18 protein-coding genes and 1 riboswitch are annotated in these 24,371 nt (G+C 74.6%); of the genes, 9 read left to right on the forward strand and 9 right to left on the reverse strand.

Annotation, left to right across the window (positions count from 1 at the left end):
- Positions 1–30 precede the first annotated feature (30 nt).
- Positions 31–1,533, forward strand: coding sequence for a bifunctional cytidylyltransferase/SDR family oxidoreductase (locus AB0G08_RS14685; protein WP_358087359.1), 1,503 nt, complete (start codon positions 31–33; stop codon positions 1,531–1,533).
- Between the two features lie 35 nt (positions 1,534–1,568).
- Complete coding sequence (locus AB0G08_RS14690; protein ID WP_358087361.1) at positions 1,569–3,296, forward strand: CDP-glycerol glycerophosphotransferase family protein; 1,728 nt, start codon at positions 1,569–1,571, stop codon at positions 3,294–3,296.
- A gap of 106 nt (positions 3,297–3,402) precedes the next feature.
- Here AB0G08_RS14690 and AB0G08_RS14695 read toward each other — a convergent pair whose 3' ends face one another.
- From AB0G08_RS14695 to AB0G08_RS14715, 5 genes are all read right to left on the reverse strand, one after another.
- Positions 3,403–4,146 carry an alpha/beta hydrolase gene (locus AB0G08_RS14695; RefSeq protein WP_358087363.1) on the reverse strand — a complete coding sequence of 248 codons (744 nt, stop codon included), beginning with the start codon at positions 4,144–4,146 and terminating at the stop codon, positions 3,403–3,405.
- 105 nt (positions 4,147–4,251) lie between these two features.
- Positions 4,252–5,097, reverse strand: coding sequence for a C39 family peptidase (locus tag AB0G08_RS14700; RefSeq protein WP_358087364.1), 846 nt, complete (start codon positions 5,095–5,097; stop codon positions 4,252–4,254).
- A 227-nt stretch (positions 5,098–5,324) separates the two neighbouring features.
- Positions 5,325–5,464, reverse strand: a riboswitch (cyclic di-AMP (ydaO/yuaA leader).
- 311 nt (positions 5,465–5,775) lie between these two features.
- Entirely contained in the window at positions 5,776–6,543 is a 768-nt protein-coding gene (locus tag AB0G08_RS14705) for a hypothetical protein (protein WP_358087365.1), read from the reverse strand.
- A 148-nt stretch (positions 6,544–6,691) separates the two neighbouring features.
- Positions 6,692–7,207, reverse strand: a complete 516-nt coding sequence (locus AB0G08_RS14710) for a hypothetical protein (protein ID WP_358087367.1) — start codon at positions 7,205–7,207, stop codon at positions 6,692–6,694.
- 137 nt (positions 7,208–7,344) lie between these two features.
- Positions 7,345–8,586 carry an acyltransferase gene (locus AB0G08_RS14715; RefSeq protein ID WP_358087368.1) on the reverse strand — a complete coding sequence of 414 codons (1,242 nt, stop codon included), beginning with the start codon at positions 8,584–8,586 and terminating at the stop codon, positions 7,345–7,347.
- A 309-nt stretch (positions 8,587–8,895) separates the two neighbouring features.
- Here AB0G08_RS14715 and AB0G08_RS14720 point away from each other — a divergent pair, with 309 nt between their 5' ends.
- The 3 genes from AB0G08_RS14720 (at position 8,896) to AB0G08_RS14730 (ending at position 12,568) form a co-directional block, all read left to right on the forward strand.
- Positions 8,896–10,221, forward strand: coding sequence for a polysaccharide pyruvyl transferase family protein (locus AB0G08_RS14720; RefSeq protein WP_358087369.1), 1,326 nt, complete (start codon positions 8,896–8,898; stop codon positions 10,219–10,221).
- A 137-nt stretch (positions 10,222–10,358) separates the two neighbouring features.
- Complete coding sequence (locus AB0G08_RS14725; protein WP_358087371.1) at positions 10,359–10,994, forward strand: alpha-ketoglutarate-dependent dioxygenase AlkB; 636 nt, start codon at positions 10,359–10,361, stop codon at positions 10,992–10,994.
- A 209-nt stretch (positions 10,995–11,203) separates the two neighbouring features.
- Positions 11,204–12,568, forward strand: a complete 1,365-nt coding sequence (locus AB0G08_RS14730; protein WP_358087373.1) for a solute carrier family 23 protein — start codon at positions 11,204–11,206, stop codon at positions 12,566–12,568.
- 373 nt (positions 12,569–12,941) lie between these two features.
- Here AB0G08_RS14730 and AB0G08_RS14735 read toward each other — a convergent pair whose 3' ends face one another.
- Positions 12,942–15,431: a DNA topoisomerase IV subunit A gene (locus AB0G08_RS14735; RefSeq protein WP_358087375.1), complete on the reverse strand. Its 2,490-nt coding sequence runs from the start codon at positions 15,429–15,431 to the stop codon at positions 12,942–12,944.
- Between the two features lie 29 nt (positions 15,432–15,460).
- Positions 15,461–17,518 carry a DNA topoisomerase IV subunit B gene (locus AB0G08_RS14740; RefSeq protein WP_358087377.1) on the reverse strand — a complete coding sequence of 686 codons (2,058 nt, stop codon included), beginning with the start codon at positions 17,516–17,518 and terminating at the stop codon, positions 15,461–15,463.
- A gap of 480 nt (positions 17,519–17,998) precedes the next feature.
- On the opposite strand from AB0G08_RS14740, the gene AB0G08_RS14745 reads away from it, so the two are divergent.
- Positions 17,999–19,261: a hypothetical protein gene (locus AB0G08_RS14745; protein ID WP_358087378.1), complete on the forward strand. Its 1,263-nt coding sequence runs from the start codon at positions 17,999–18,001 to the stop codon at positions 19,259–19,261.
- Between the two features lie 120 nt (positions 19,262–19,381).
- Here the strand turns inward: AB0G08_RS14745 and AB0G08_RS14750 are convergent, their stop codons facing one another.
- Both AB0G08_RS14750 and AB0G08_RS14755 read right to left on the reverse strand, forming a co-directional pair.
- Complete coding sequence (locus AB0G08_RS14750; RefSeq protein WP_358087379.1) at positions 19,382–20,023, reverse strand: class I SAM-dependent methyltransferase; 642 nt, start codon at positions 20,021–20,023, stop codon at positions 19,382–19,384.
- A gap of 9 nt (positions 20,024–20,032) precedes the next feature.
- On the reverse strand, positions 20,033–20,602 hold the full coding sequence (locus AB0G08_RS14755; protein ID WP_358087381.1) for an Rrf2 family transcriptional regulator: 570 nt from the start codon (positions 20,600–20,602) through the stop codon (positions 20,033–20,035).
- A gap of 113 nt (positions 20,603–20,715) precedes the next feature.
- Between AB0G08_RS14755 and AB0G08_RS14760 the strand changes: the two genes are divergently transcribed.
- The 3 genes from AB0G08_RS14760 (at position 20,716) to AB0G08_RS14770 (ending at position 24,365) form a co-directional block, all read left to right on the forward strand.
- Positions 20,716–21,984, forward strand: coding sequence for a globin domain-containing protein (locus tag AB0G08_RS14760; protein ID WP_358087402.1), 1,269 nt, complete (start codon positions 20,716–20,718; stop codon positions 21,982–21,984).
- A 222-nt stretch (positions 21,985–22,206) separates the two neighbouring features.
- Positions 22,207–23,424, forward strand: coding sequence for a glycosyltransferase (locus tag AB0G08_RS14765; RefSeq protein WP_358087383.1), 1,218 nt, complete (start codon positions 22,207–22,209; stop codon positions 23,422–23,424).
- A gap of 77 nt (positions 23,425–23,501) precedes the next feature.
- A complete protein-coding gene (locus tag AB0G08_RS14770) occupies positions 23,502–24,365 on the forward strand; it encodes an alpha/beta fold hydrolase (protein ID WP_358087385.1) in 864 nt (287 codons plus the stop codon).
- The last annotated feature ends 6 nt before the right edge of the window (positions 24,366–24,371 follow it).

Below are 24,371 nucleotides of genomic sequence, written 5' to 3' on the forward strand. Positions count from 1 at the left end.
CGCGCCACCCCGAGAAGCGAGGACCGCCACATGACGCAGGACCACACCGTCGCCCCGGCCACCGCGAAGGCGGGCCCGGCGCCGTGGCGGCCCTCGCGGACGGTGGCGGTGGTGCTGGCCGGCGGCACCGGGACCCGGCTGGGCCTCGGCATCCCGAAGCAGCTGCTGAAGATCGCCGGCAAGCCGATCATCGAGCACACCCTGGCGGTCTTCGAGGCGGCGCCCGAGATCGACGAGATCGTCGTGCTGATGGCCACCGGCCACGTCGCCGACGCCCAGCAGATCGTCGACAAGGCCGGCTTCCGGAAGGTCACCAAGGTGATCGAGGGTGGCGACACCCGCAATGCCACCACCCGGATCGCGCTCGACGCCGTCGGCGAGGGCGACTGCAACATCCTCTTCCACGACGCGGTGCGGCCCCTGGTCAGCGGCCGGATCGTCCGGGAGTGCGTGAACGCGCTCTGGACGTACTCGGCGGTCGACGTGGCCATCCCCTCGGCCGACACGATCGTCCAGGTCGACGAGGACGACTGCATCACCGACATCCCGGTGCGCTCCTCGCTGCGCCGGGGCCAGACCCCGCAGGCCTTCCGCTCAGGCACCATCCGCGAGGCCTACCGGCTCGCCGAGGGCGACCCGCACTTCGCCGCCACCGACGACTGCGGGGTGGTGCTGCGCTACCTGCCCGGCACGCCGATCAAGGTCATCGACGGCTCCGACGAGAACATCAAGGTCACCCACCCGGTCGACGTGCACCTGGCGGACAAGCTCTTCCAGCTCGCCGCCGCGCAGGCGCCCCGGGTGACCGACGAGCGCAGCTACACCGAGGAGCTGACCGGCCGGACCATCGTGATCTTCGGCGGCAGCTACGGCATCGGCCACGACCTCGCCGAGCTGGCCCGCCGCTACGGCGCGCAGGTCTTCCCGTTCAGCCGCTCCAGCACCGGCACCCACGTCGAGCGCGCCGAGGACGTCGAGGCGGCGCTGAAGACCGCCTTCGAGGCCACCGGCCGGATCGACCACGTGGTGGTCACCGCCGGCATCCTGGAGAAGGGCGCCCTCGCCGAGATGGACCAGGAGACCATGGACCGGGTGCTCCAGGTCAACTTCGTGGGGCCGGTCATCGTCGCCCGCCAGTCGCTGCCCTACCTCCAGCAGACCAAGGGTCAGCTGCTGCTCTACACCTCCAGCTCCTACACCCGGGGCCGGGCCCGCTACGCGCTCTACTCCTCGACCAAGGCGGCCCTGGTCAACCTCACCCAGGCGCTCTCCGACGAGTGGGCGGAGTTCGGCGTACGGGTCAACTGCGTCAACCCCGAGCGGACCGCGACCCCGATGCGCACCAAGGCGTTCGGCGAGGAGCCGGAGCACACCCTGCTCGCCGCCGAGACCGTCGCCCGGTCGTCGCTGGACGTGCTGATCTCGGACCTGACCGGTCAGGTCATCGACGTGCGCCGCGCGCCGGGCGAGGTGCCGACCCAGCCGGGACCGGCACGGGCCGAGCGCGACGCCAGCCTCGCCGACGCCGGCTGACGCGGTTCTCGGGCACGGCGGGAGACGGAGCCGACATGCGTGGTGACCTGGTTCGGAAGCTGCTCGCCCGCGCGCTGGCCACCGGCCTGGCGGTGCTGGCCTTCCTCGTCGCCGCGCTGACCGGCGCGACCGGCTGGGGGCTGGGGCTGGCCGTGGCCGCCCTCGCGGCGGTCACCTGGGAGCGGCGGGTGCGGCCGGGCGCCGACAACGCGGCGGAGACCGCGCTGGTCGCGGCGGCGATCCTGGTCGGGTACGCCCGCCGCCTCGACGCCGGGTTCGACCCCGCGCTGGCCGTGACCGCACTGGCCCTGCTCGGGCTGGTGCTGCTGGTCAATCCGCTCCGCGACGCCGGCGGCCTGGAGGTGCGCGCCGCGAACCTGCCGGTGCGCACCTGGACGCCGCTGGTCGCCGCCCGCCTCGGCGACGCGCTGGCGGGGCTGCTCGCCCTGCTGGCGCTGGCGGCCGTCGTGGGTCTGCCGGCCGGCGTCGCGCTGGCGGCCGTCGCCGTGGTCGCCGCCGGCGCCGCCGCGGTCGGGCTGGACCTGGCCAGGCGCCGGTTCCGGCCGAGGGCCGGCGGCTCGGCGGTCTCCCGCGCGCTGCGCGGGCACCAGCCCGAGTTCCTGCTCCACTTCTCCGCGCCGCCCGGCTCGGAGTACCAGGTCACCATGTGGCTGCCGTACCTGGAGCGGATCGGCCGGCCGTTCCTGGTGATGGTGCGCGAGCCGGAGTTCCTGCCCGTGGTCGCGGCGGCCACCCGCGCGCCGGTGGTCTACTGCCCCACCACCAAGGCGATGGACGAGGCGCTGGTGCCGAGCCTGCGGGTGGCGTTCTACGTCAACCACGGCGCGAAGAACAGCCACTGCATCCGCTTCACCCAGCTGACCCACGTCCAGCTGCACCACGGCGACAGCGACAAGGCCCCCAGCGCCAACCCCGTCTCGGCGATCTTCGACCGGATCTTCGTCGCCGGCCAGGCCGCCATCGACCGGTACGCGCGCGCCGGGGTGGACATCCCGGCGGAGAAGTTCGTCATCGTCGGCCGCCCGCAGGTCGAGGCGATCGAGGTACGCCCCGAGCCGGCGCACGGCCGGGGCAACCCGACGGTGCTCTACACGCCGACCTGGACCGGGCACCACGCGGACGCCAACTACTGCTCCCTGCCGGTGGCCGAGACCCTGCTGCGCCGGCTGCTCGACCGGGGCGCGACGGTGATCCTGCGGGCCCACCCGTACACCTCGCAGAACCCGGCCTCCGCCCGGCAGCTGGGCCGGCTCGCCGAGTTGCTGGCGGCGGACCGGGCCCGCAGCGGCCGGCAGCACGTCTTCGGCGCCGCCGCGAGCCGGGAGCTGACCCTGACCGAGTGCGTGAACCGCTCGGACGCGCTGATCTCCGACGTGTCCGGGGTGATCTCCGACTACCTCTACTCCGGCAAGCCGTACGCGGTGACCGACATGGGGGACTCCGGCGACCGGTTCTGCGAGCAGTTCCCGCTCGCCGGGTCGGGCTACGTGCTGCGCCGCGACATGTCCAACGTCGACGAGGTGCTGACCGCGCTGCTGGACACCGACCCGCTGGCCTCGGCCCGGTGGACCACCCGGAGCCGCTACCTGGGCGACTTCCCCGCCGAGTCGTACGCCGAGGCGTTCCTGGAGGCCGCGCGGCGGCAGCTCGACGGGGGCTGGAACCCGCCGGCCCCGCGCGTCGCGGGCGCGACCGGCCTGCCGCTCGACCCGGACGACGCGGCCCTCTCCCCCACCGCCTGACACCCTGCTCGGGCGGCCCGCTCCGGGTCAGGCTCCCGCCGCTGCGGCACGCGACGGCCGTCCGCACCCGGAATCCTCGACGCCGCGCCCCGGGGCGGGGCAGCCGTCAGCGGTACGGGTCGACGAGGTCCAGGACCGCCTCGGGGGCCTCGACGTGGGCGTTGTGGCCGAGGCCGGGCAGGGTGGCGACCGGCACGCCCAGCTCCTTGAGCTGGGCGTCGGTGACCATGGGGTCGTGCTCGCCGCGGGCCAGCAGCACCGGCACGTCGGTCGCCGCCAGCAGGGCGGGCAGGTCCGGCGCGCCCACGCCGAACGCGGCCGGGTCCATCGCCAGCCGCCAGCGGCCGTCGACCTGCCGCAGCCCGGCCTCCACGACGGGATGGTCGGGGGCGAAGAGCCCGGTCAGGCCGGCCACCCGCAGGTAGCGGCGGGCCGCCTCGTCCCGGCTCGCGAACCAGGTCACCGGCCGGGCGGCCAACTCCCCCGCCTTCGCCAGCTCCGCCGGCGACCAGACGGCCTTGATGCCGAGCCCCACCACGGCGTCGACCGGCAGCCCGGCGCTCCGGGCGGCCAGTGCCAGGCCGACCACCCCGCCGAGGGAGTGCCCCAGCACGACGAGCCGGTCCCCCGCCGAAAGCCCCGTGGAGATCCGCGCGGCCAGCCCCGGGAACGAGTACGCCGGCAGCGGCGGCGACCAGCCGTGGCCGGCGAGGTCCGGCGCCAGCCACCGCCCCGCCCAGCGACGCTCGAGCAGCGGCGCCCAGGGCAGCCACACCTCGCCGGTGGCGCCCATCCCGTGCAGCAGCAGAAGCACCCGCCGGCCGTCCCGGTCACCCGATTCATCGACCATGGGGCGCAGTGTGCCACCACGGGACGCCGCGGGCGAGGGCCCTGACCCGGACACGACAACGGGCGCCGACCCCCGGCACGGGGAGCCGACGCCCGACGCTGTCGCTCAGGCGGAGTAGCCGCGGGTGGCCGCCCAGTTCGCCAGGGCGATGGTGCTCATCCAGTACGACGCGGTCGCCGGGTTCGCCGAGTCGGCGACCTTCACCAGCCGCCCCTCGTCCTGGTAGCCCACCACGGCGATGTAGTGCCCGCCGGGGAAGGAGTGCCAGCCGCCGTCGGTGTCCGTGGCGCTGCCGGCGACGTTCACCACGACGCCCCGCCCGTCGCCGATGGCCGCGACCACGTCGGCCTGGAGACGGTCCATCTGGGCCGGGGTGGCGGCGCCACCCGGGATCATCCGGGTGCGGTACGGGTCGCCCTTCACCGTCGCGTTCAACACGCGGGTGGTGTCCTGGGCCGAGTCGGTGCCCATCTGGTCGGTGCCCAGCTGGGCGCCGAGGGCGTCCTGGCTGCGCGCGATGCCGGCGGCGCTGAGGGCGTGCCGGACGGCCGCCGGACCGCAGTTGTAGAAGGTGGTCTGGGCCTGGTAGTCGTAGTCCAGGGTCTTGTCGGCCGGGGGCTTCGGCGGGGCCGGCTTGCGGGTCACGTCCGGGTCCGGGGCGGCGCTGGAGGCGCTGGCCGACGGGGCGGCGCTGGAGGCGGCCGGGGCGGCGCTGGACGGGGCGGTCGCGACCCGGGCCTGGCTGCGCGAGGCCGCGGTGTCGTCCCGCAGTTCGGTCGCGGCCACCAGGGCCTGCGCGGCGGCGGGGGCCTCGTCGGTGCCGGCCAGCAGCGCGCCGGAGCCCGACGCCAGCACGAGCGCCGCTGCGGACGCGGCGGCCAGCTGGTACGGACGCTCGGACGTGAGGCGACGCAGCTGTCGCTTGAGGTGGTGCTTCACGGTTTCCTCCACGGGCTGGGGGTGAGCGGTCGTCGGTCCGTGCCGAGGGCAGGGCGGACCGCCGCGCGGACGGACGTCCGGGCGGGTCGTGGACCACTCAGGGGACGCGCCCGGGATGCCGGGCGACGGACGGTGACCGGTGGGTCAGCTCGCGACCGGCGGACGGACGAGCACGGGCACCGCGGCGCCGTGGAGACGGCGGAACAACCGAGGGGTGGACGGGTGTGGCATGAGGATGGAACTCCTTCCGACACCGCCGACCGGGTTAGCTGACGGATTCGGGCGGGAAGAACGCCCTACCACGGGCCACGGCCCACGGATTCACCCCAACAAGCACTGGGTCCCCGGTTCGTCGTTCACGATTAGGCGGGTCGGCGCGGCGTCGCCTCTGGCGATCGGGTACCGCACCGGACGCGCCGACATTACTGGCCGGTCCGGGCCCTGCCAACCCCGTCCCACCTGCTTAAACCTTGATCTAGAGGCAATTTTTGCGGGCACTTCGCCACTGACGCGACTCAATGGGACGACCGTTTCCGAGCGCCCCTTGGGGTGACAACGGGACGAGTGGCGGACATCGGCGTCGAAACCCCGGCGGGAATCGACCGCGCCGCGCCGGATGACCGGTTCACCGGCATGGTGACCGGCGTCACCGAAGGATTCCTCGGCGTCGCGGGGACGGCGTGCGGCGACTCAGCCCACCCGGGCGGGCCGCCAGCGTGCCGCGGGCACGGGCCGGGGCGCGGCGGACGCCACCCGCGGCGCGGGGAGCCGGCCCGGCCGGAGCCGGGCCGCCGCGGCGTACGCCTCCACGGCCAGCGCCCGCGCCGCCTCGGCGGCCAGGTCGGCGTCGCGCCACGCCGCCCGTTCCCGTTCGGCGGCGGCGCGGTGGCGGGCGCGCTTCGCGTCGCGTACCGCGCGGGCCAGCACGATCTCCTGCTCGGCCGGGTGCCGCCGGGGATCCCAGCCCGCCCGCCGGGCGAACACGTCGCTGAGTTGACGGGCGGAGAGGTCCCCACGCCAGTGGGCGGCCATCGCGGCGTGGTGCAGCCAGCGCTCCCGGGCGGCGTACTCGGCGGGCGTGCGCGGGGTGCGCGGGGCGGGCAGGAGGGCGGCCGCGGTCAACCGGCGGGCGGCCCTCTCCGCCTCGTCGTACGCCTGCCAGGCCCGGTCGGACTCCTCCTGCGCGGCGAGCCAGTCGGCCCGTCGCCGCCGGGCGGTCCGGGCGGCCCGGGCCGCCGCGACCGCCACCTCCTCGGCGTAGCGGCGCAGGTCGGCCGCGTCGGCCACCTCCGCCGCGGGATCGTCGGCCGGCGGCGCGACCGGAGCGTCGACGGGGCGGGCCCGCTCGGGGCGGGCGACCAGCACGGCGAGCACGGTCAGGGCCAGCAGGAGCAGGACCGACCAGATGACGGCGGCCTGCGGCACCTCGATCAGGAACTGGTAGAGGACGGTCTCCATGGTCGGCACCTCACGGACGAGTGCGGCGGCGGGGCGTACGCGCCGCCCGGACGACCGGCGTGGTGACGCCACGGGCCGCCGTCGGGCGGTGCGGGGACGAGGTTCGGTGGGCGCGGGCACGGGCGCCGGCCCGTGCGGGTGACGCGGCTCAGCCGCGCGGCGGCGCCCGGGGGCCGGCGGGGCGCGAGGCGGACCCGGCCGGCAGCCGCACCGGACCCGCGAGCACGACCACGGCGGCCCGGTCCGGGGCCGGTTCGGCGGCGGGCGCGGCGGAACGGGCAGCCCCGTCGCGGACGGCCCGGACAGGACCGGCGGCACGGACAGGACCGGCGGCACGGACGGGACCGGCGGCACGGACAGGACCGGCGGCACGGGCGGGGCCAGCGGCACGGGCGGGGCCGGCGGCACGGGCAGTGCGCGCGGGACCGTCGGCGCGGATGACGTCGTCCGCCCGGGCGGCGGGCGCGGCGCAGGGGCAGTCCGGCCAGCCGGCGGGCGGCGGCGGGGCGGGGGCCGCCAGGGCCTCGGACGCCCCGCCGAGCGGCGCGGCGGGGAACGCCCCGGCGCCGGCGGTGAACGCGACCGCGACCGCCAGGCCGGTCAGCAGTCGCGCGGCCCACCGCGCCACCCACCACAGGGGACAGGTGAGCGCGACGGTAGCCACGCGATCACGCTACCGCCGGTTCCGCCGGCCCGCACCGCCACCGGGCGTGTCGGCCCGCGCCGCACCGGCAGGCTGGACGCACCCGCCCCGGTGGCGCGGGTTCCGCACGGCGGTGGACGCCCGGGTGGCCGGGGCGGTCAGCGCGAGTCGACGTACGCCGATCGGCGGTCGGGCTGCGGGTCGGCGGGCCGGGGGCGCGGCACGGCGTTGCCCCGCTCCCCCGGCGGCGGCGCGGGGCCGCCGGAGGCCTCCCCGGCGCCGTCGCCGCCCCGCGGCGTCGCCCGGGCCGGCCTGCGCGGGGTGAGCAGCCGCATCATCGGCGTCTCGACGAAGCGGTGCAACAGGCCGGCCAGGGCCAGGTTGACCAGCAGGAAACCGAGCACCACCGCCAGGCCCCACCAGCCGGGGAAGCCGACGCCCCAGTCGCCGGTGAGCCGCAGGACAGTGATCATGACCAGGACGTGCACCAGGTAGAAGGCGAAGGAGACCTCGCCGAGCCACACCATCGGGCGGGAGCGCCACGGCGAGCGCCGACCGCGCACGTCCGCGTCCGCCGCGGCGGCGATCACGAGGATGTACGCCACCGAGAGCAACGCCGCCCACAGTTCGGCGCGGACCCACTGGGCGGCGACCACCCAGGTCGCCACGAAGACCAGGCTGGCCAGCGGCAGGCCCGGCCCCCGCCACCGGCCACGCCGCATCAGCTCGGCGGCGGCCACGCCCATCCAGAACTCCAGCGACCGTACGGGCGGGAAGATCTGGGTGAACCACCAGCGACTCTCCTCGGGCACCAGGGCCTGGGCCGGCCAGAGCGCCAGGATCAGCAGCGGCACCGCGACCACGACGGCCCACAGCGCCCACGGCCGGGCCCGGCGGATCAGGGGCAGCGCCAGCGGCAGGCAGAGGTAGAAGAAGAACTCGCAGGACAGCGACCAGCTGACCGTGTTGATGCTGTAGAAGTGGCCCGGCCGGGGGTCCCATGCCTGGAGGAGGAACAGGTTCTCCACCGCGACGGCCGGGTCCACGGGGTCGGCGAGCCAGGCCGCGACCGCCAGGGCCGCGGCCCACAGCACGACGTGGCTCGGCCAGATCTTGGCCACCCGGCGGCGCCAGAACGCCCGGCGGGTGTCGCTGGGGCGCGCCGACCAGACCAGCACGAAGCCGCTGAGGATGAAGAAGAACTGCACGCCGGAGAGGCCGAGGGCGAAGGCCCAGTCCACGACGGCCCGGTGGCCGGGCTCGACGATGATGCCCATCGTCGCGACGTGGAAGCCGAAGACGAGCAGGGCGGCGACCCAGCGCAGCCCGGTCAGCGACGGCAGGCGGTTCGCCGAGGACGCGGGCCGGGAGGCCGGCGCGACGGTCGCGACGTCCGTCATGCCGGCATCCCGACGATCCGCAGGGTCACCAGCACGTACGTCTCCTCCTCGGCCCCGTCGTCGGCAGCCCCGGAGGGCGCCCGTGGCGGTCCGCCGCGCGACGCCGCCCGCCGGGCACCCTACCCGCCGGACCTGAGGCTCTGTTCCGTCCCGTCCGCGAGTGCCCGTTCTGTTCCGTCGGGGAGCGCCTGTTTCTCCCGTTCCCGGCGACCGTTCCGTCCCATTCTGTGACGGCGGTGACACGTGTCCGGTCCACGCCCGAGCGGTGGCTAGTATTCCGGGACCCGGAGGTGACGAGAGGCGGGACAAATGCACCAGCGGATCCTGATGCGGGCGAAGAAGGGCCCATTCGACGTCTACTCGCCGGAGGAGACGTACGAGCGAAACTGGATCGGCGAGAACAACGGCAACCTCGTCTTCAGCCACGCCGCCCACAAGCTCCTGCGCACCGCCACCGCCGAGATCACCTCGACCGAGTTCAGGGTCAACCCGCGCGAAGCCGACATGATCAACGAGAAGTACGACGTCTACGTCGTACCGCTCGCCAACGCCTTCCGACGCAGCTACGCCCACCGCGTCGAGGCCATGACGAAACTCATCGAGCAGCTGAAGATCCCGGTGGTCGTGCTCGGGGTCGGCGTGCAGACCGACGTCAACGGCGACCGGGAGTACCTCCGCCCGATCGACGACGTCGTGACCCGGTTCGTACGGGCCGTCCTCGACCGCTCGCACAGCATCGGCGTCCGGGGCGAGATCACCCGGGACTACCTGCGCACCCTGGGCTTCTCCGCCGTCGACGTGATCGGCTGCCCGTCGATGTTCCTGCACGGCGACAGCCTGCGGGTGGAGAAGGGGAAGGCGGCGCTGGAGCCGGACGACAGGCTCGCGCTCACCGTCTCCCCGTACGTCACGTCGATGGCGGAGATCATCGCCCGGCACCAGGAGCGGTACCCGAACCTGCGCTACCTGCCGCAGGACCTCAAGACGCTCGGCACGCTGCTCTACGGCGACGCCCCCGCGGAACGGGGCAAGTCCAGCAAGATCCCGGTCCACACCTCGCACCCGCTGTTCACCGAGGACAAGGTGCGGATGTTCGTCGACCCCTGGACCTGGATGGACTACCTCTCCGGGTTCGAGTTCGCGTTCGGCACCCGGATCCACGGCACCATCACCGCGCTGGTCTCCGGCACGCCCGGCTACCTCTTCGCGCACGACTCGCGCACCCTGGAACTCGCCCGGTACTTCGACATCCCGCACCGGGTGATGCGGGACGTTCCGGTCGACGTCGACGCCGCCCAGCTCTACGAGGAGGCGGACTACACGGCGCTCAACGACGGGCACAAGGCGCGCTACGAGACGATGCTGGCCTTCCTCGCCAAGCACGACCTCGGCAACGCCTTCGCCGACGGCGACAGCGCGGCCCGGTTCGACGCGCAGGTCAGGTCCACCACCTTCCCGCCCGCCGTACGTCCGGCCGCCGCGACCTCCCCCGACGTGCTGCTGGAGCGGATCCAGTGGCTGCACGACCGCAACGCCGAGCTGCGCAAGGAGACGGAGGCGCTGCGCGGGCAGCGCCTGCAAACCCGCGTCAAGCAGGTGATCGGCGGCCGGGTGCGCCGGATGCTGAACCGCTGAGGCGGCGTCCGCACCGCCCGGCCGGGAGCTGAGCCGCCGCGCGCGTCCCGGCCCGGCCGGCGCGCGCCGCCCTCGCGGCCGGCCCGGGCGGCACCGCTTCCGTACACCTGTACCAACATGGCGGGTACGCTGGGCGGATGACCGGGGCCGCCTACCAGCCGTCGATGCTCGACCTCACCGCCGCCGAACCGTCGCTGAGCCCGCTGGCCGGCCGGCTGCGCCGGCACCCGCTCAGCCACGGCGCGTGGGTCGACCATCTCCCCGGCTGGGTCGCCGGCTCCGACCAGGTCTTCGACGTCCTACTGCGGGACGTCCCCTGGCGGGCCGAGCGCCGCACGATGTACGACGCCGAGGTCGACGTGCCCCGGCTGCTCTGCTGGTACGCCGGGCACCGCCCGCTGCCGCACCCGCTGCTCACCGAGGCGCGCGCCGCCCTCACCCGGCACTATGCCCCCGAGCTCGGCGAGCCCTTCGTCACCGCCGGCATGTGCCTCTACCGCTCCGGCCGCGACAGCGTCGCCTGGCACGGCGACACCCAGGGCCGCTCCGCGCACACCGACACCATGGTCGCCATCGTCTCGTTCGGCTCGCCGCGCGCGCTGCTGCTGCGGCCCCGCGGCGGCGGCGACAGCCTGCGCTTCCCGCTCGGTCACGGCGACCTCGTGGTGATGGGCGGCTCCTGCCAGCGCACCTGGGAGCACGCCGTACCCAAGACCAGCCGACCCGTCGGGCCCCGGGTCAGCGTCCAGTTCCGCCCCGCCGGCGTCGCCTGACCCACCCGACGGGGCGGCAACCGGTCGCGGCCGGCGCGGCTCCGCCCGGGCCATCGACCGGGCGCGCCGGGTCACCGGTCGGGGCGGGCGCGGGCCACCGGCCGGACCGTGCCCGGGCCACCGGCCGGGGCGCGCCGGGGCTCTGCTAGAAACGACTCCTGGGTTTCACCTGCGCCCCCGTCACCTCCTGCCGACGCGAAGGGCGTTCCATGACCCAGTCCTCCACCGAGCCGCGCTCCCGTTGGTCCGCGTGGGCGGTCCACGGCGACGGCCGGTCCGTCCGCCCCGGCGACGTGGTCCACCCCGGCGAACGCCTCTCCTGGCCGCGCACCCTCGGCGTCGGCGTGCAGCACGTCGTGGCCATGTTCGGCGCCACCTTCACGGTGCCGCTGATCACCGGTTTCCCGCCCGCCACCACGCTCTTCTTCTCCGGGCTCGGCACGCTGCTGTTCCTGCTGATCACCGGCAACCGACTGCCCTCGTACCTCGGCTCGTCCTTCGCCTTCATCGCGCCGGTGCTGGCGGCCAAGGCCGGCGGGGACATCGGCCCGGCGCTCGGCGGCATCGTCGTCGCGGGCGCGGCGCTGGCCGCCGTCGGGCTGGTCGTCCAGCTCGCCGGGTCACGCTGGATCGACGCGCTGATGCCGCCCGTGGTCACCGGGGCGATCGTCGCGCTGATCGGCCTGAATCTCGCCCCGGTCGCCTGGGACGGTGGCGGGAGCGGCACCGGCGTGAAGGCGCAGCCGCTGATCGCGGTGGTGACCCTGGCCGCCATCCTGCTCGCCACGGTGGCCTTCCGCGGCTTCCTCGCCCGGCTGTCCATCCTGCTGGGGGTGGTGGTCGGCTGGGTCCTCGCCGCCGCGCTCGGCGACCTGGACCCGAAGGCGGTCGACGGGCTGCGGGACGCCGCCTGGGTCGGTCTGCCCGAGTTCCACACGCCGAGCTTCAGCCTGCGCGCGGTCGTGCTGGTGATCCCGGTGATCCTGGTGCTGATCGCCGAGAACGCCGGGCACGTCAAGGCGGTCGCCGCGATGACCGGCCGGAACCTGGACCGCGACATGGGTCGGGCGTTCATGGGCGACGGGTTGGCCACGATGCTCGCCGGGTCCGGCGGCGGGTCGGGCACCACCACCTACGCGGAGAACATCGGCGTGATGGCGGCGACCAGGGTCTACTCCACCGCCGCGTACTGGGTGGCCGGCCTGACGGCGGTGCTGCTCGGGCTCAGCCCGAAGTTCGGCGCGCTGATCCTCACCGTGCCGGCCGGCGTGCTGGGCGGCGCCACCACCGCCCTGTACGGCCTGATCGCCATCCTCGGCGCGCGGATCTGGATCGAGAACCGGGTGGACTTCCACGACCCGGTGAACCTGATGACCGCCGCCGTCGCGGTGGTCGTCGGCGCGGCCAACTACACCCTCACCGCCGACGACCTCTCGTTCAACGGCATCGCCCTGGGCACCGCCGCCGCCCTCGCCGTCTACCACGGCATGCGCCTGGTGGCCCACCTACGCGGCACCACCCCCACCCCGCGCCACACCCCCGACCCGGACCCTGCCCCCGACCCCACCCGCTGACCGCCCCCGCCCCCGGCCTCCCCGCCGTCGGTCTCCCGCCCCTCGGCCTCCCCGGCTCCCGGCTCCGGCCTCTCCTGCCTCCTCCCGGCTCCGGCCTCCTCTGCCTCACCGGCCCTCGCCCTCGGCAGCGTCGATCATGAGGTTAGCGGTGCAACATGTCCGGTTCCGAGCAGTCAACCTCATGATCGCCTGTGGTCGGGCCGACCGGGAGGGCGGCGGGACCGAGGCCGGGCGGGACCGAGGCCAAGCCGGGCCAAGCCGGGCGGGCCGGCCGGAGCCGGGGCGGGGCCGAGGCCAGGCCGGGCAGGAGGGCCGGGGCGGGAAACGGGGAAGGGCCGGCTGCGGGTGCAGCCGGCCCTTCCCCGTCGATGGGTCAGTCGCGTTCGATCTGGTGGCCGATGACGGTGGGGCCCAGCATCACGGCGAAGCCGGAGCCGTCACGGCGCGGGTCCGCCGCCGGCAGCTCCACCGGCTCGCCGGTGGCGGTGGCGGCCACCGGGCGCGGCCCGACCCAGGCGACGGCCACGTCGGTCTCACCCTTGAGGAAGCGGTGGGCCCGCACCCCGCCGGTCGCCCGCCCCTTCGCCGGGTACGCCTGGAACGGCGTGACCTTCACCGTGGCGCCCGTGGAGGTGACCACCATCGGCTCACCGTGACCCGGGTCGTCGGTGCGGACCGCGCCGAAGAACACCACCCGGGAACCGGCGGGCAGGTTGATGCCCGACATGCCGCCGCCCTTGGTCCCCTGCGGCCGGACCAGCCCGGCGGCGAACCGCAGCAGCGACGCCTCCGAGGTGACGAAGGTGAGCGTCTCCGCGCCGTCGGTGAGCCAGGTGGCCCCGACCACCTCGTCGCCCTCCCGCAGCCCGATCACCTCGAACTCGTCGGAGCGGACCGGCCACTCCGGCGCGCAGACCTTGACCACGCCCTGCCGGGTGCCCAGGGCCAGGCCCGGCGAGCCCTCGGCCGCCGGCCCGAGCGGCGCCAGCCCGACCACGGTCTCCCCCGGTTCCAGCGGCACCAGCTCGGCGGCGGCCATCCCGCCGCGCAGCGACACCGTCCCCGCCTGCTCGGGCAGCACCGGCAGCGGCAGCACGTCGACCTTGAACGCCCGGCCGGCACTGGTCACGAGCAGCACCCGGCCCCGGGCGGTGGAGTGCACGACGGCGCGTACGGCGTCGTGCTTGACCCGGCCGTGCCGTCGGCGCCCCTCGGACGCCTCCTCCGACTCGGCCGCGGTCCGGGCGACCAGCCCGGTCGCGGAGAGGATCACCTGGCAGGGGTCGTCGGCGACCTCCAGCGGGCCGGCCGGCGCGGACGCGGCCAGCACCTCCTTGAGGTCCCCGTCGACGAGCGTGGTGCGGCGCGGCGCGCCGAACTGCTTCACCACCGCCGCCAGCTCGTCGGAGACGACCTTCTTCAGCACCTTCGGGTCGTCGAGGATCGTGGAGAGCTCGGCGATCTCCTTGCGGAGCTTCTCCTGCTCGGCCTCCAGCTCGATCCGGTCGTACTTGGTCAACCGGCGCAGCGGGGTGTCCAGGATGTAGGTGGCCTGGATCTCGGAGAGCCTGAACTTCTGCATCAGGCCGTCCTTGGCGGCCTGCGCGTCCTCGCTGGCCCGGATCAGCTTGACCACCCTGTCGATGTCGAGCAGGGCGATCAGCAGACCGTCGACCAGGTGCAGCCGCTCCTCGCGCTTGCGGCGGCGGTAGGAGCTGCGCCGGGTCACGACCTCGTAGCGGTGGGCCAGGAAGACCTCCAGCAGCGCCTTCAGCCCGAGGGTCTGCGGCTGCCCGTCGACCAGCACCAGGTTGTTGACGCCGAACGACTGCTCCAGCGGGGTGAGCCGGTAGAGGTCGGCGAGCAGCGCCTGCGGGTTGACGCCGACCTTGCACTCGATCACCAGGCGGGTGCCGCTCTCCCGGTCGGTGAGGTCCTTGACGTCGGCGATGCCGGTGAGCCGCTTGGTCTTGTTGACCTCGTTGGTGATGGCCGCGATGACCTTTTCGGCGCCGACGCCGTACGGCAGCTCCACGACGGTGATCGCCTGCCGGCCACGGCTGCCCTCCAGCGGGCCGATCTCGACCTTGCCCCGCATCCGGACGACGCCCCGCCCGGTCTCGTAGGCCCGGCGCACCTCGTCGAGCCCGAGCAGCACGCCACCGGTGGGCAGGTCCGGACCGGGGACGAACTCCATGAGCTTGTCGAGCGTGGCGTCCGGGTGGTTGATCAGCCAGCGGGCGGCGGAGACGACCTCGCCGAGGTTGTGCGGGATCATGTTGGTCGCCATGCCGACCGCGATCCCCGACGCGCCGTTGACCAGCAGGTTGGGGAACGCGGCGGGCAGCACGGTGGGCTGGGTCAGCGAGCCGTCGTAGTTGGGCTCGACGTCGACTGTGTCCTCGCCCAGCTCGCCGACGAGCAGCATCGCCTCCCGCGACATCCGGGCCTCGGTGTAGCGCGACGCCGCCGGCCCGTCGTCCGGGCTGCCGAAGTTCCCGTGCCCGTCGATGAGTGGCGCGTTCAGCGAGAAGTCCTGGGCCAGGCGCACCATCGCGTCGTAGATCGCGGTGTCGCCGTGGGGATGGTACTTGCCCATCACGTCCCCGACGATGCGCGCGGACTTCACGTGCCCCCGGTCGGGGCGGTGCCCCTGCTCGTACATCGACCAGAGGATGCGCCGGTGCACCGGCTTGAGGCCGTCGCGGGCGTCGGGCAGGGCGCGGGAGTGGATCACCGAGAACGCGTACTCCAGATAGGAGTCGGAGACCTCGGTGACCAGCGGGTTGTCGAAGACCCGCGCGCCGGCCTGGTCGAAGGCGGACAGGTCCACCTTGGCGCGGTCGTCCTTACGGCGTGCCATCGTTCAGCTTCCCTCTCGGCGGGCGGTGCTCATGCGTCGATCGCCTCGCGGTCGACCCGGTCGGCGGAGTCGATCAGCCAGTTGCGGCGCGGCTCGACCTTCTCCCCCATCAGCAGTTCGAGGATCCGCTCGGCGGCGTCGACGTCGTCGAGGGTGATCCGGCGGACCGCCCGGGTGGCCGGGTTCATCGTGGTCTCCCACAACTCGTCGGCGTCCATCTCGCCGAGACCCTTGAACCGCGGGATCGGGGTGACGATCTGCTTGCCGGCCTTCTCCAGCTTGCGGACCGTCGCCTCCATCTCCGCCTGCGTGTAGGTGTAGATCGTCTGCGGGTTGCGCCCCCTGGTGGTGATCTTGTGCAGGGGCGGCATCGCCGCGTAGAGCCGGCCGGCTTCGATCAGCGGCCGCATGTAGCGGGCGAAGAGCGTGATCAGCAGGGTGCGGATGTGCGCGCCGTCCACGTCGGCGTCCGCCATGATCAGCACCCGGCCGTAGCGCATCGCGGAGAGGTCGAACGTGCGGCCGGAGCCGGCACCGAGCACCTGCACGATGGCCGCGCACTCGGCGTTGTCCAGCACCTGCTGGAGGTTGGCCTTCTGCACGTTGAGGATCTTGCCTCGGATCGGAAGAAGCGCCTGATATTCGGCAGACCGGGCAAGTCGCCCCGTCCCCAACGCGCTGTCGCCCTCCACGATGAACAATTCACTGCGCTCGATGCCTGCCGCGCGGCAGTCGACCAGCTTGGGCGGCATCGACGCGCCCTCCAGGGCGGTCTTGCGCCGGGCGGCGTCCTTCTGCTGCTTCTGGGTCAGCCGCACCCGGGCCGCGTCGACGATCTTCTGCAGGACCGTACGCGCCTCTGCCTTGGTCCTCCGGTCCTCCAGCCACGCCTTCAGGTGCTGCTCGACCAGCGCCTGGATGACCTTGGTGATGCCGGCGGTGGAGAGCTCGTCCTTCGTCTGCGAGGTGAACTGCGGCTCCGGGATCCGGACGTGCACGACCGCCGTCATGCCCTCCAGGACATCGTCCAGGGTGGGCGGGTCCTCCTTGGCCTTGAGCAGGCCACGGGTGTTGCGCACGGCGTCGGCGAGGGTACGCGCCAGGCCCCGCTCGAAGCCCTTGCGGTGGGTGCCGCCGTGCGCGTTGCGGATGGTGTTGGTGAAGCACTCGACGGTGCGCTCGTAGCCGGTGCCCCAGCGGAAGGCCACCTCGACCTCGGCCCGACGCTGCACGTTGGACTGCATGACCCCGTTGGCGTCGGCGGCGTTCTCCCGGTAGGTGCCCTCGCCGGTGACCATCAGCATGCCGGAGACGGGCCGGTCGCCGGCCGGGGCGAGGAACTCCACCATGTCGGTCAGGCCGTTGGGGTAGTGGAAGCTCTCCCCGGTCGGCTCCTCCCCGGTGTGGTCGCGCAGCGTGTAGCTCACGCCCGGCACCAGGAACGCCGTGTTGCGCAGCTTCGTCCGCACGGCGTCGGCGTCCAGCGTGGCGCCGGTCTCGAAGTAGCGCGCGTCGTGCCACCAGCGGATCGAGGTGCCGGTGCGCTGGCCGCGCTTCATCGCGCCGACGATCTGGAGCCCGGGGCCGGGGGTGAACGCGGCCTCGGGGCCGTCGCCGTCGAAGATCCCCGGCACGCCGTGCCGGAACGACATCGCGTGGACCTTGCCGCCCCGGCGGACGGTGACGTCGAACCGGCGGGACAGCGCGTTGACCGCCGAGGCGCCCACGCCGTGCAGACCGCCGGAGGTCTTGTAGCCGGAGCCGCCGAACTTGCCGCCGGCGTGCAGCCGGGTGAGGACCAACTCCACGCCGGAGATGCCGGACTTGGCGTGCACGTCGGTGGGGATGCCCCGGCCGTCGTCGTCGACCTGGACCGAGCCGTCGGCGTGCAGCGTCACCTCCACCTTCGTGGCGTGGCCGGCGACGCCCTCGTCCGTGGAGTTGTCGAGGATCTCGTTGACGAGGTGACCCACGCCACGGCTGTCGGTGGAGCCGATGTACATGCCGGGCCGCTTGCGAACGGCGTCCAGCCCCTCGAGGTGCGTGAGGTCGTCGGCCCCGTACAGGGTCTCAGGCTCTGCGGTCAACTGGTCGTACTCCCAGGTCTCGGCGATGTGGTGCCGCGTCCGACGTCGCGGGCCGGCCGGCGCGCCGCAGCGAGCCTAACCGGGAGATGCGACAGGACGACGGCGCCCCGCAGCGAGGCGCGCTCCCCGTCGCGGGGCGGAGCCGGGCGGCGCGGTCGCGCGTTCCGTCCGGATCCGGCACGTCGGTGCCGCCCTGACCGGTTTGCGAACGAGCCGGCGACGGGCGGGTCCACCTGCACAACACCCGCGCCCTGGCGCGCCTTCCCGCAGCGACGGACGCCGCCGCGGGGAGGTCGCCTCACCGGCCTCCGACCAGCCCGGGCCCCGACCGCTGCCGCCGGGTGCGGCCAGCCGGCGCACCGGAGCGGATGTCCCGCACGGAACGATTTTGTTACGAGCCATTGACGTCCGTCATGCGGGAGTGATCTGATCGCGCCCTCGGAGGATCTTTCACGTTTCGATGGACAGATGGGGGACGTCATGTCCAGGTTCCGTCGTACCGCCCTCGCGGCGGCGCTCGCCGTCGCCACCGCCGCCAGCCTGTCGACCGCCGTCGGGCTGCCCGCCCCGGCCTCGGCGGCCCCACCCACCGCCGCCGTGGCGCTCGGCGACAGCTTCATCAGCGGCGAGGGCGCCGGGGCGTACACCCCGGTGGTCGACGCCAACGGGGTCGCCCAGGGCTTCCCCGGTTGGACCGCCCCGAACGACAACGCGTTCTTCTGCCACCGCTCGGCGAACGCGTCCCTGCACCGGGCCAGCCTGCCGGGCATCCAGGACCGGTTCAACCTCGCCTGCTCCGGCGGCCAGCCGCACGACATCGCCGCGGCCTCCTCGGCGCGGGCCAAGGGCCGCCAGGTGGCCGCCCAGCTCGACCAGCTCCGCGCGGTCGGCCAGACCCACGACATCGACCTGGTGCTGCTCGGGCTCGGCTCGAACAACAGCTCGTTCACCTTCGGCAGCGTCGCCGAGAAGTGCGCCAACCGGTTCATCGCCGACGCCTGGACCGGCTGGTGGGAGTTCTGGGCCTACCTCGGCGGGCCGGTGGAGCAGAAGCCGTGCAGCGACGCCGACCTGGCCACCGCGGCGCAGTGGAGCGCCGCCACCGCGGAGACCACCTCGGCCGTACGCCAGCTCCTCGCCACGCTGCGCGAGATCGACGCCGACGGTCAGCACCGCGTCGTCTTCCAGGACTACACCAACCCGCTGCCGTTCGACCTCGAGTCGCGGTTCCACGAGGAGGACAGCCGGGACGACACCCGGGACAAGTTCCGCGCGCTGGGCGCCGAGCGGTACGCGGCCGGCTGCCCGATCCACCGGGCCAGCCTGCTGCCGGGGCACCGCTTCTCGCAGGGCCTGGGCACCCTGGTGAAGTCCACCCGCGACACCCTGGCCGCCGAGTTCCCCGGCGCCGACCTGGTCTACCTCAACGTGCAGCGGGCCTTCGACGGCGCCCGGCTCTGCGAGTCGGGGACCAGCCCGGCCGGCGCCCTGGCCACCCCGATCCGGCTCCAGGACAACCCGCCGAACGGCGTCTTCGTCACCAGCCTCGCGGGCAAGGACAAGATCGCCATCCAGCGGATCGCGAACACCTGCGTGAGCTACTTCCAGACCTGCCAGGAGTCGTGGCACCCGAACGCCGCCGGCCACCAGGTGCTCGGGCAGTGCCTGACGGGCGCGGCCAGCACCGGTGCGCGTTCCGTGGCCTGCGTCCGCGCCGGGGACGGCTCGATCACGGTCTCCTGACCGCGAGCGCGTCGACGGAACCCCGTGCCGCCCGGCGCGGGGTTCCGTCGCGTCCGGGGCCGGAAGGACCCCTGCCCGGCACGGTCGAAGGAGCCCGGGCGCGGTCGCGGGCGGGCCGGGTCAGTCGGGGGTGGCCACGCCGAGCACGTGCGGGGCGGCGGGAGCCGGGAGCCGGCTGTCGGGGAAGCGGAAGGCGTCCAGCTCGGTGACGGTGAAACCCGCGGCCCGGATCGCGGCCACCGTGTCGCGGCCCGTGTGGCAGCCGCCGCAGAGCAGTGGCCAGACGGTCACGTCGACCAACCGCTGCACGCGGCGCAGGCCCGGGGTCTGCGCGCGTACGTGCTCGAAGAAGCGCAACTGCCCGCCGGGCCGCAGCACCCGGCGGGCCTCGCGCAGCGCGGCGGCCTGGTCGGCCACCGAGCAGAGGACCAGGGACAGCACCACGGCGTCGGCCTCGCCGTCGGGCGCCGGCAGCGCCTCGGCGAGGCCGTCGACCACCTCCACGGGTACGGGCGCCCCGGCCGCCGCCTCCCGGGCCGCCGCCCGGAGCAGGGGCTCCGGCTCGACCGCGAGCACCCGCTCGACCGTGCCCGGGTAGTGCGCGAAGGTGCGGCCGTTGCCGGCGCCGACCTCGACCACCCGGCCCGCGAGGCCGGCGACGAGACGCCGCCGGTGGGCGGCCGCGCCGGCGCGGTCCATCGCCACGCTCGCCCGCTGGAACACCCGGGCGAACACCGGGTGGGAGACCGTGCTGCCGGACATCGCCACTCCTCAGACCGGATCGGGTACGAACCGCCGGGGCCGCGACGAGCCGGCACCGAACGGCGGCGCGGGACGCTCCGGCACGGCGGCCGACGGCGGCGCGCCGCGCTCCGGCGGCCCCTGCGGCGACGCCGCGTCGGGCACCGGCCGGGGGCGGGGCAGACCGAGGGCGAGCAGCACCGGGCCGGTCGGCCCGTCGACGAGCGCGCCGAGGGTCACGCCGTCCAGCACGGCGAGGAAGGCGTCCCGGGCCCGGCGCAGCTCGCCCCGCAGCCGGCAGGCCGCGCGCAGCGAGCAGGCCGGCTCGTCGCAGGACACCACCTCGTCGTCGCCCTCGAAGGCCCGGACCACGTGCCCCACCGTGGCGTCCCCGCCGCCCTCGGCGAAGGCCACCCCGCCGGAGCGACCCCGGATGGTGACCAGCACGCCGATCCGCTGCAACCGCTGCACCACCTTGGCGACATGGTTGCGGGGCAGGTCGAGCTGGTCGGACAGCTCCTCCACGGTCATCCGTCGCGGGTTCGCGGCGGCGAGCATGGCGATGCGCAGCGCCATGTCGGTGGACCGGTTGAGCTTCACGTCCCGACCCTAGCCAGCGCTGTCGACCGCGCACCACGGTCGACCGGACCCGGGGTGTGATCCGGACGACCCTGGACCCGGGACCTTCGACCCTGAAGAGGTATCTCGAATACCTGTTTTGCTGTCGGGGTTCGAGCGGTTCACCTCAAAAGGAGACAGTCGTGCTCTCGGAGTCCTCAGCAGCAGTGGTGACGGCGACGCTGCCCGCCGTGCAGGCGCACGGCGAGGCGATCACCGGCCGGTTCTACCAGCGGATGTTCGACGCGCACCCCGAACTGCTCGACATCTTCAACCGCAGCAACCAGGCCACCGGCACCCAGAAGGCCGCCCTCGCGGCCGCCGTGGTCGCGTACGCGGAGCACCTGACCGGCGGCAGCAGCGCGCCGTGGGGGCCGATCCTGGACCGCATCGCGCACAAGCACGCCTCGCTGGGCATCACCGCCACCCAGTACACGATCGTCGGGCGGCACCTGCTCGCCGCCGTCGGCGAGGTGCTCGGCGACGCCGTCACCGCCGAGGTCGCGGCGGCCTGGGACGAGGTCTACTGGCTGCTGGCCTGCGAGCTGATCGCCCGGGAGGCCCGCCTCTACACCACCGCCGGGCTCGCCGAGGGCGAGTCGGTCTGGCGGGACTGGCGGGTCGTCGCCCGGGCCACCGAGGCGCTGGACGTCGTGTCGTTCACCCTGGTCCCGGCCGACGGCGGCCCGGTGCCCACCTTCGTCCCGGGCCAGTACACCTCGGTCGCCGTCGACCTGGACGGCGGGCGCGGCCAGCAGATCCGCCAGTACAGCCTCTCCGGCCGCCCCGGCGCCGACCACTGGCGGATCACCGTCAAGCGGGTACGCGGCACCGGCGACGCCCCCGACGGCATGGTCTCCACCTTCCTGCACGAGCGCGTGGGGGTCGACGACGTGCTCCGGCTCAGCCCGGCGTTCGGCGAGGTCAGCGCGGTGGCCGGGGAGGGCCCGCTGCTCCTGGTCAGCGCGGGCATCGGCCTGACCCCGGCGATGGCCGCGCTGGAGCACCTGGCCGCCACCGAGCCGCAGCGTCCGGTGGTGCTGGTGCACGCCGACCGGGCCGGCGCGGCGCACGCGTTCCGCGGCGAACTGCCGCGCCTGCACGCCGCGCTGCCCAACCTGCGCACCGCGCTCTGGTACGAGGACCTCACCGACGGCGAGCTGGCCGGGGTGACCGCCGAGGTCATCGCGGGCCGGGTGGACCCGGCGCTGATCCCGCTCTCCCCCGACGCCCACGTGCACCTGTGCGGGCCGCTGCCGTTCATGAACACCGTCCGGGGCGGCCTGCTGCGCCGGGGAGTGCCGGTGGAGCGGATCGCCTACGAGGTCTTCGGGCCGGGCATGCTGCACGACGACCGGTCCTGATCGACAGTCGTCGAGCGGTCACGGGCGGTGGGGCGGTTCGCCCCGCCGCCCGCCGGTGTCTGCACACCCGACCGACGGTCGAGTCAGGACGAGCCGGGCGGGTGGCGGTTAGGAGGCAAGGCCGGGGGTAGGGACTCCTGCGGCGGGGTCCGCCAGGCGGCGAGGAGACGCCCCGGGGCTCGACCGGGTCCCCGCCGACGGGCCGGCCGATGGAGGAAGCACATGCGTATCGCGATGATCTCGGAGCACGCCAGTCCGCTCGCCGTCGGAGGGTCGGGGGAATCCGGCGGTCAGCACACGCACGTGGCGGAGCTCGCCGCCGCCCTGGTCGGCGAGGGACACGACGTCCGCGTCTACACCCGCCGGGACTCCACCCTCCCGCCCGACTCCGTGGTCACCCCGGACGGCTACCAGGTGTGCCAGGTGCCGGCCGGGCCGGCGCTGCGGGTGCCGACGGACGAGCTGCTGCCGCACCTGGGCGAGTTCGGCCGCTGGCTGGCCGGTCAGTGGCGCGACGGTGGCTGGGTGCCGGACGTGGCGCACGCCCACTTCTGGACGAGCGGGCTGGCCACGCTGCACGCCGGCCGGCGCACCGGCGTGCCGGTGGTGCTCACCTACCACAGCCTCGGCTCCATGAAGCGGCGGCAACCGGGCGCCCGGGACACCAGCCCACCGGGCCGGGCCGGCTACGAGCGGGCCCTGGGCCGGGCCGCCGACCGGGTCATCGTGCAGTGCCAGGAGGAGGTCGGCGAACTGGTGCGGCTCGGCGTGCCCCGGGCCCGGATGACGCTGGTCCCCGCCGGGGTCAACCAGGAGCTGTTCCGCCCCGACGGGCCCGTCGCCCCGCGCGACGCGGCCCGGCCCCGGATCGTCACCGTCGGCCGGATGGTGGAACACAAGGGCATCCAGGACGTCGTCCGGGCCCTGCCCGCCGTGCCGGACGCCGAGTGCGTGGTGATCGGCGGCCCACCGGCGGAGCTGCTCCCCGCGGACGGCTTCGCCCGCCGGCTCCGCGCGCTCGCCGAGTCCTGCGGGGTCGCCGACCGGGTGAAGCTGCTGGGCGGGCTGCCCCGGGAGGAGCTGGCCCCCTGGTACCGCTCGGCGGACCTGCTGGTGGCCGCCCCCTGGTACGAGCCGTTCGGGCTCACCCCACTGGAGGGCATGGCGTGCGGGGTGCCGGTCGTCGGCACGAACGTCGGCGGGATCGCCGACACCGTGGTCGACGGCCTGACCGGCGACCTCGTGCCACCCCGGGACCCCCGCGCCCTTGGCACCGCGGTGCGCCGGCTGCTCGCCGACAAGGTCCGGCGCTTCGCGTACGCGACGGCGGCGCTGGACCGGATCCGCAACCGGTACTCGTGGAAGCGCTGCGCCGAGCAGCTCAGTTCGGTCTACGCCACGGTCAGCACGGTCGGCCGTCCCGCCCCGGCGGTGGCGTGACGCGGGCGGCCCGGGAACGCGTGACGCCCGCCACCTGACGGTTACCCGTCGGTAGCCTCGGGCCGTAGCCTGGGGCGGTGGACGCGACGGGGGAGTACCGGCAGGAGTACGTCGAGGTCGACGGGGCCCGGCTCGGGCTACAGGTGTACCCCGATCCGGACGGCGTCACCGACGCCCCGCTGGTGCTGATCACGCCCGCGATGGGCGTGCGGGCGCGCTACTACCGGCCGTTCGCCGCCGCGCTGCGCGCCGCCGGCCTGGCCGTGGCGGTGGCCGACCTGCGCGGCACCGGGGAGAGCACCCCGAAGCCGAGCCGCGCCTGCCGGTACGGCTACCCGGAACTGGCCGCCGACGTGGGCGCCGCGCTGGCGGCCCTCAAGACCCGGCGGGACGGGCGGAGGACGCTGCTGCTCGGGCACTCCCTCGGCGGGCAGGCCGCGCTGCTGCATCTCGCCGTGCACGGCGACCACGACGTCGACGGGCTGGCGCTGGTCGCCGTCGGCGTCCCGTGGTGGCGCAGCTACCCGGGCCTGCGCGGGTACGGCGTCCTGCCGTACACCCAGGGGATCGCGGCGACCGCCCGGCTGCTCGGCGTCTGGCCGGGTTGGGGCTTCGGCGGCCGGCAGGCGCGCGGGGTCATCCGGGACTGGGCGCACACCGCGCGGACCGGCCGCTTCCCGCACCTGGACGGGGTGGACGCCGAGGCGGCCGTGCGGGCGCTGCGCACCCCCGTCCTCGCGGTCAGCGTCGACGACGACCAGTACACCCCGCACGAGACCGTCGACCACCTGTGCGCGAAGCTGGCCGGGGCGCCCCTCGTCCGCGAGCGCTACACGGCGGCGCAGTCCGGCGCCCGGATGGACCACTTCACCTGGGTACGCGCGAGCGCGCCGCTGGCGGCGCGGGTGGCCCGCTTCGCCGCCGACCTGCCGGCCCGCTGACCCGTC

It is taken from the genome of Micromonospora sp. NPDC023644 (assembly GCF_040640115.1).
Classification (GTDB): domain Bacteria; phylum Actinomycetota; class Actinomycetes; order Mycobacteriales; family Micromonosporaceae; genus Micromonospora.

What these genes read in the sequence shown, in the direction of transcription:
- AB0G08_RS14725 (WP_358087371.1), top strand. Translation starts at nt 10,359, where the DNA reads ATGACCGGGGCCGCCTACCAGCCGTCGATGCTCGACCTCACCGCCGCC.
- AB0G08_RS14685 (WP_358087359.1), top strand. Translation starts at nt 31, where the DNA reads ATGACGCAGGACCACACCGTCGCCCCGGCCACCGCGAAGGCGGGCCCG.
- AB0G08_RS14745 (WP_358087378.1), top strand. Translation starts at nt 17,999, where the DNA reads ATGTCCAGGTTCCGTCGTACCGCCCTCGCGGCGGCGCTCGCCGTCGCC.
- AB0G08_RS14720 (WP_358087369.1), top strand. Translation starts at nt 8,896, where the DNA reads ATGCACCAGCGGATCCTGATGCGGGCGAAGAAGGGCCCATTCGACGTC.
- AB0G08_RS14765 (WP_358087383.1), top strand. Translation starts at nt 22,207, where the DNA reads ATGCGTATCGCGATGATCTCGGAGCACGCCAGTCCGCTCGCCGTCGGA.
- AB0G08_RS14705 (WP_358087365.1), bottom strand. Translation starts at nt 6,543, where the DNA reads ATGGAGACCGTCCTCTACCAGTTCCTGATCGAGGTGCCGCAGGCCGCC.
- AB0G08_RS14730 (WP_358087373.1), top strand. Translation starts at nt 11,204, where the DNA reads ATGACCCAGTCCTCCACCGAGCCGCGCTCCCGTTGGTCCGCGTGGGCG.
- AB0G08_RS14735 (WP_358087375.1), bottom strand. Translation starts at nt 15,431, where the DNA reads ATGGCACGCCGTAAGGACGACCGCGCCAAGGTGGACCTGTCCGCCTTC.
- AB0G08_RS14695 (WP_358087363.1), bottom strand. Translation starts at nt 4,146, where the DNA reads ATGGTCGATGAATCGGGTGACCGGGACGGCCGGCGGGTGCTTCTGCTG.
- AB0G08_RS14715 (WP_358087368.1), bottom strand. Translation starts at nt 8,586, where the DNA reads ATGACGGACGTCGCGACCGTCGCGCCGGCCTCCCGGCCCGCGTCCTCG.
- AB0G08_RS14750 (WP_358087379.1), bottom strand. Translation starts at nt 20,023, where the DNA reads ATGTCCGGCAGCACGGTCTCCCACCCGGTGTTCGCCCGGGTGTTCCAG.
- AB0G08_RS14690 (WP_358087361.1), top strand. Translation starts at nt 1,569, where the DNA reads ATGCGTGGTGACCTGGTTCGGAAGCTGCTCGCCCGCGCGCTGGCCACC.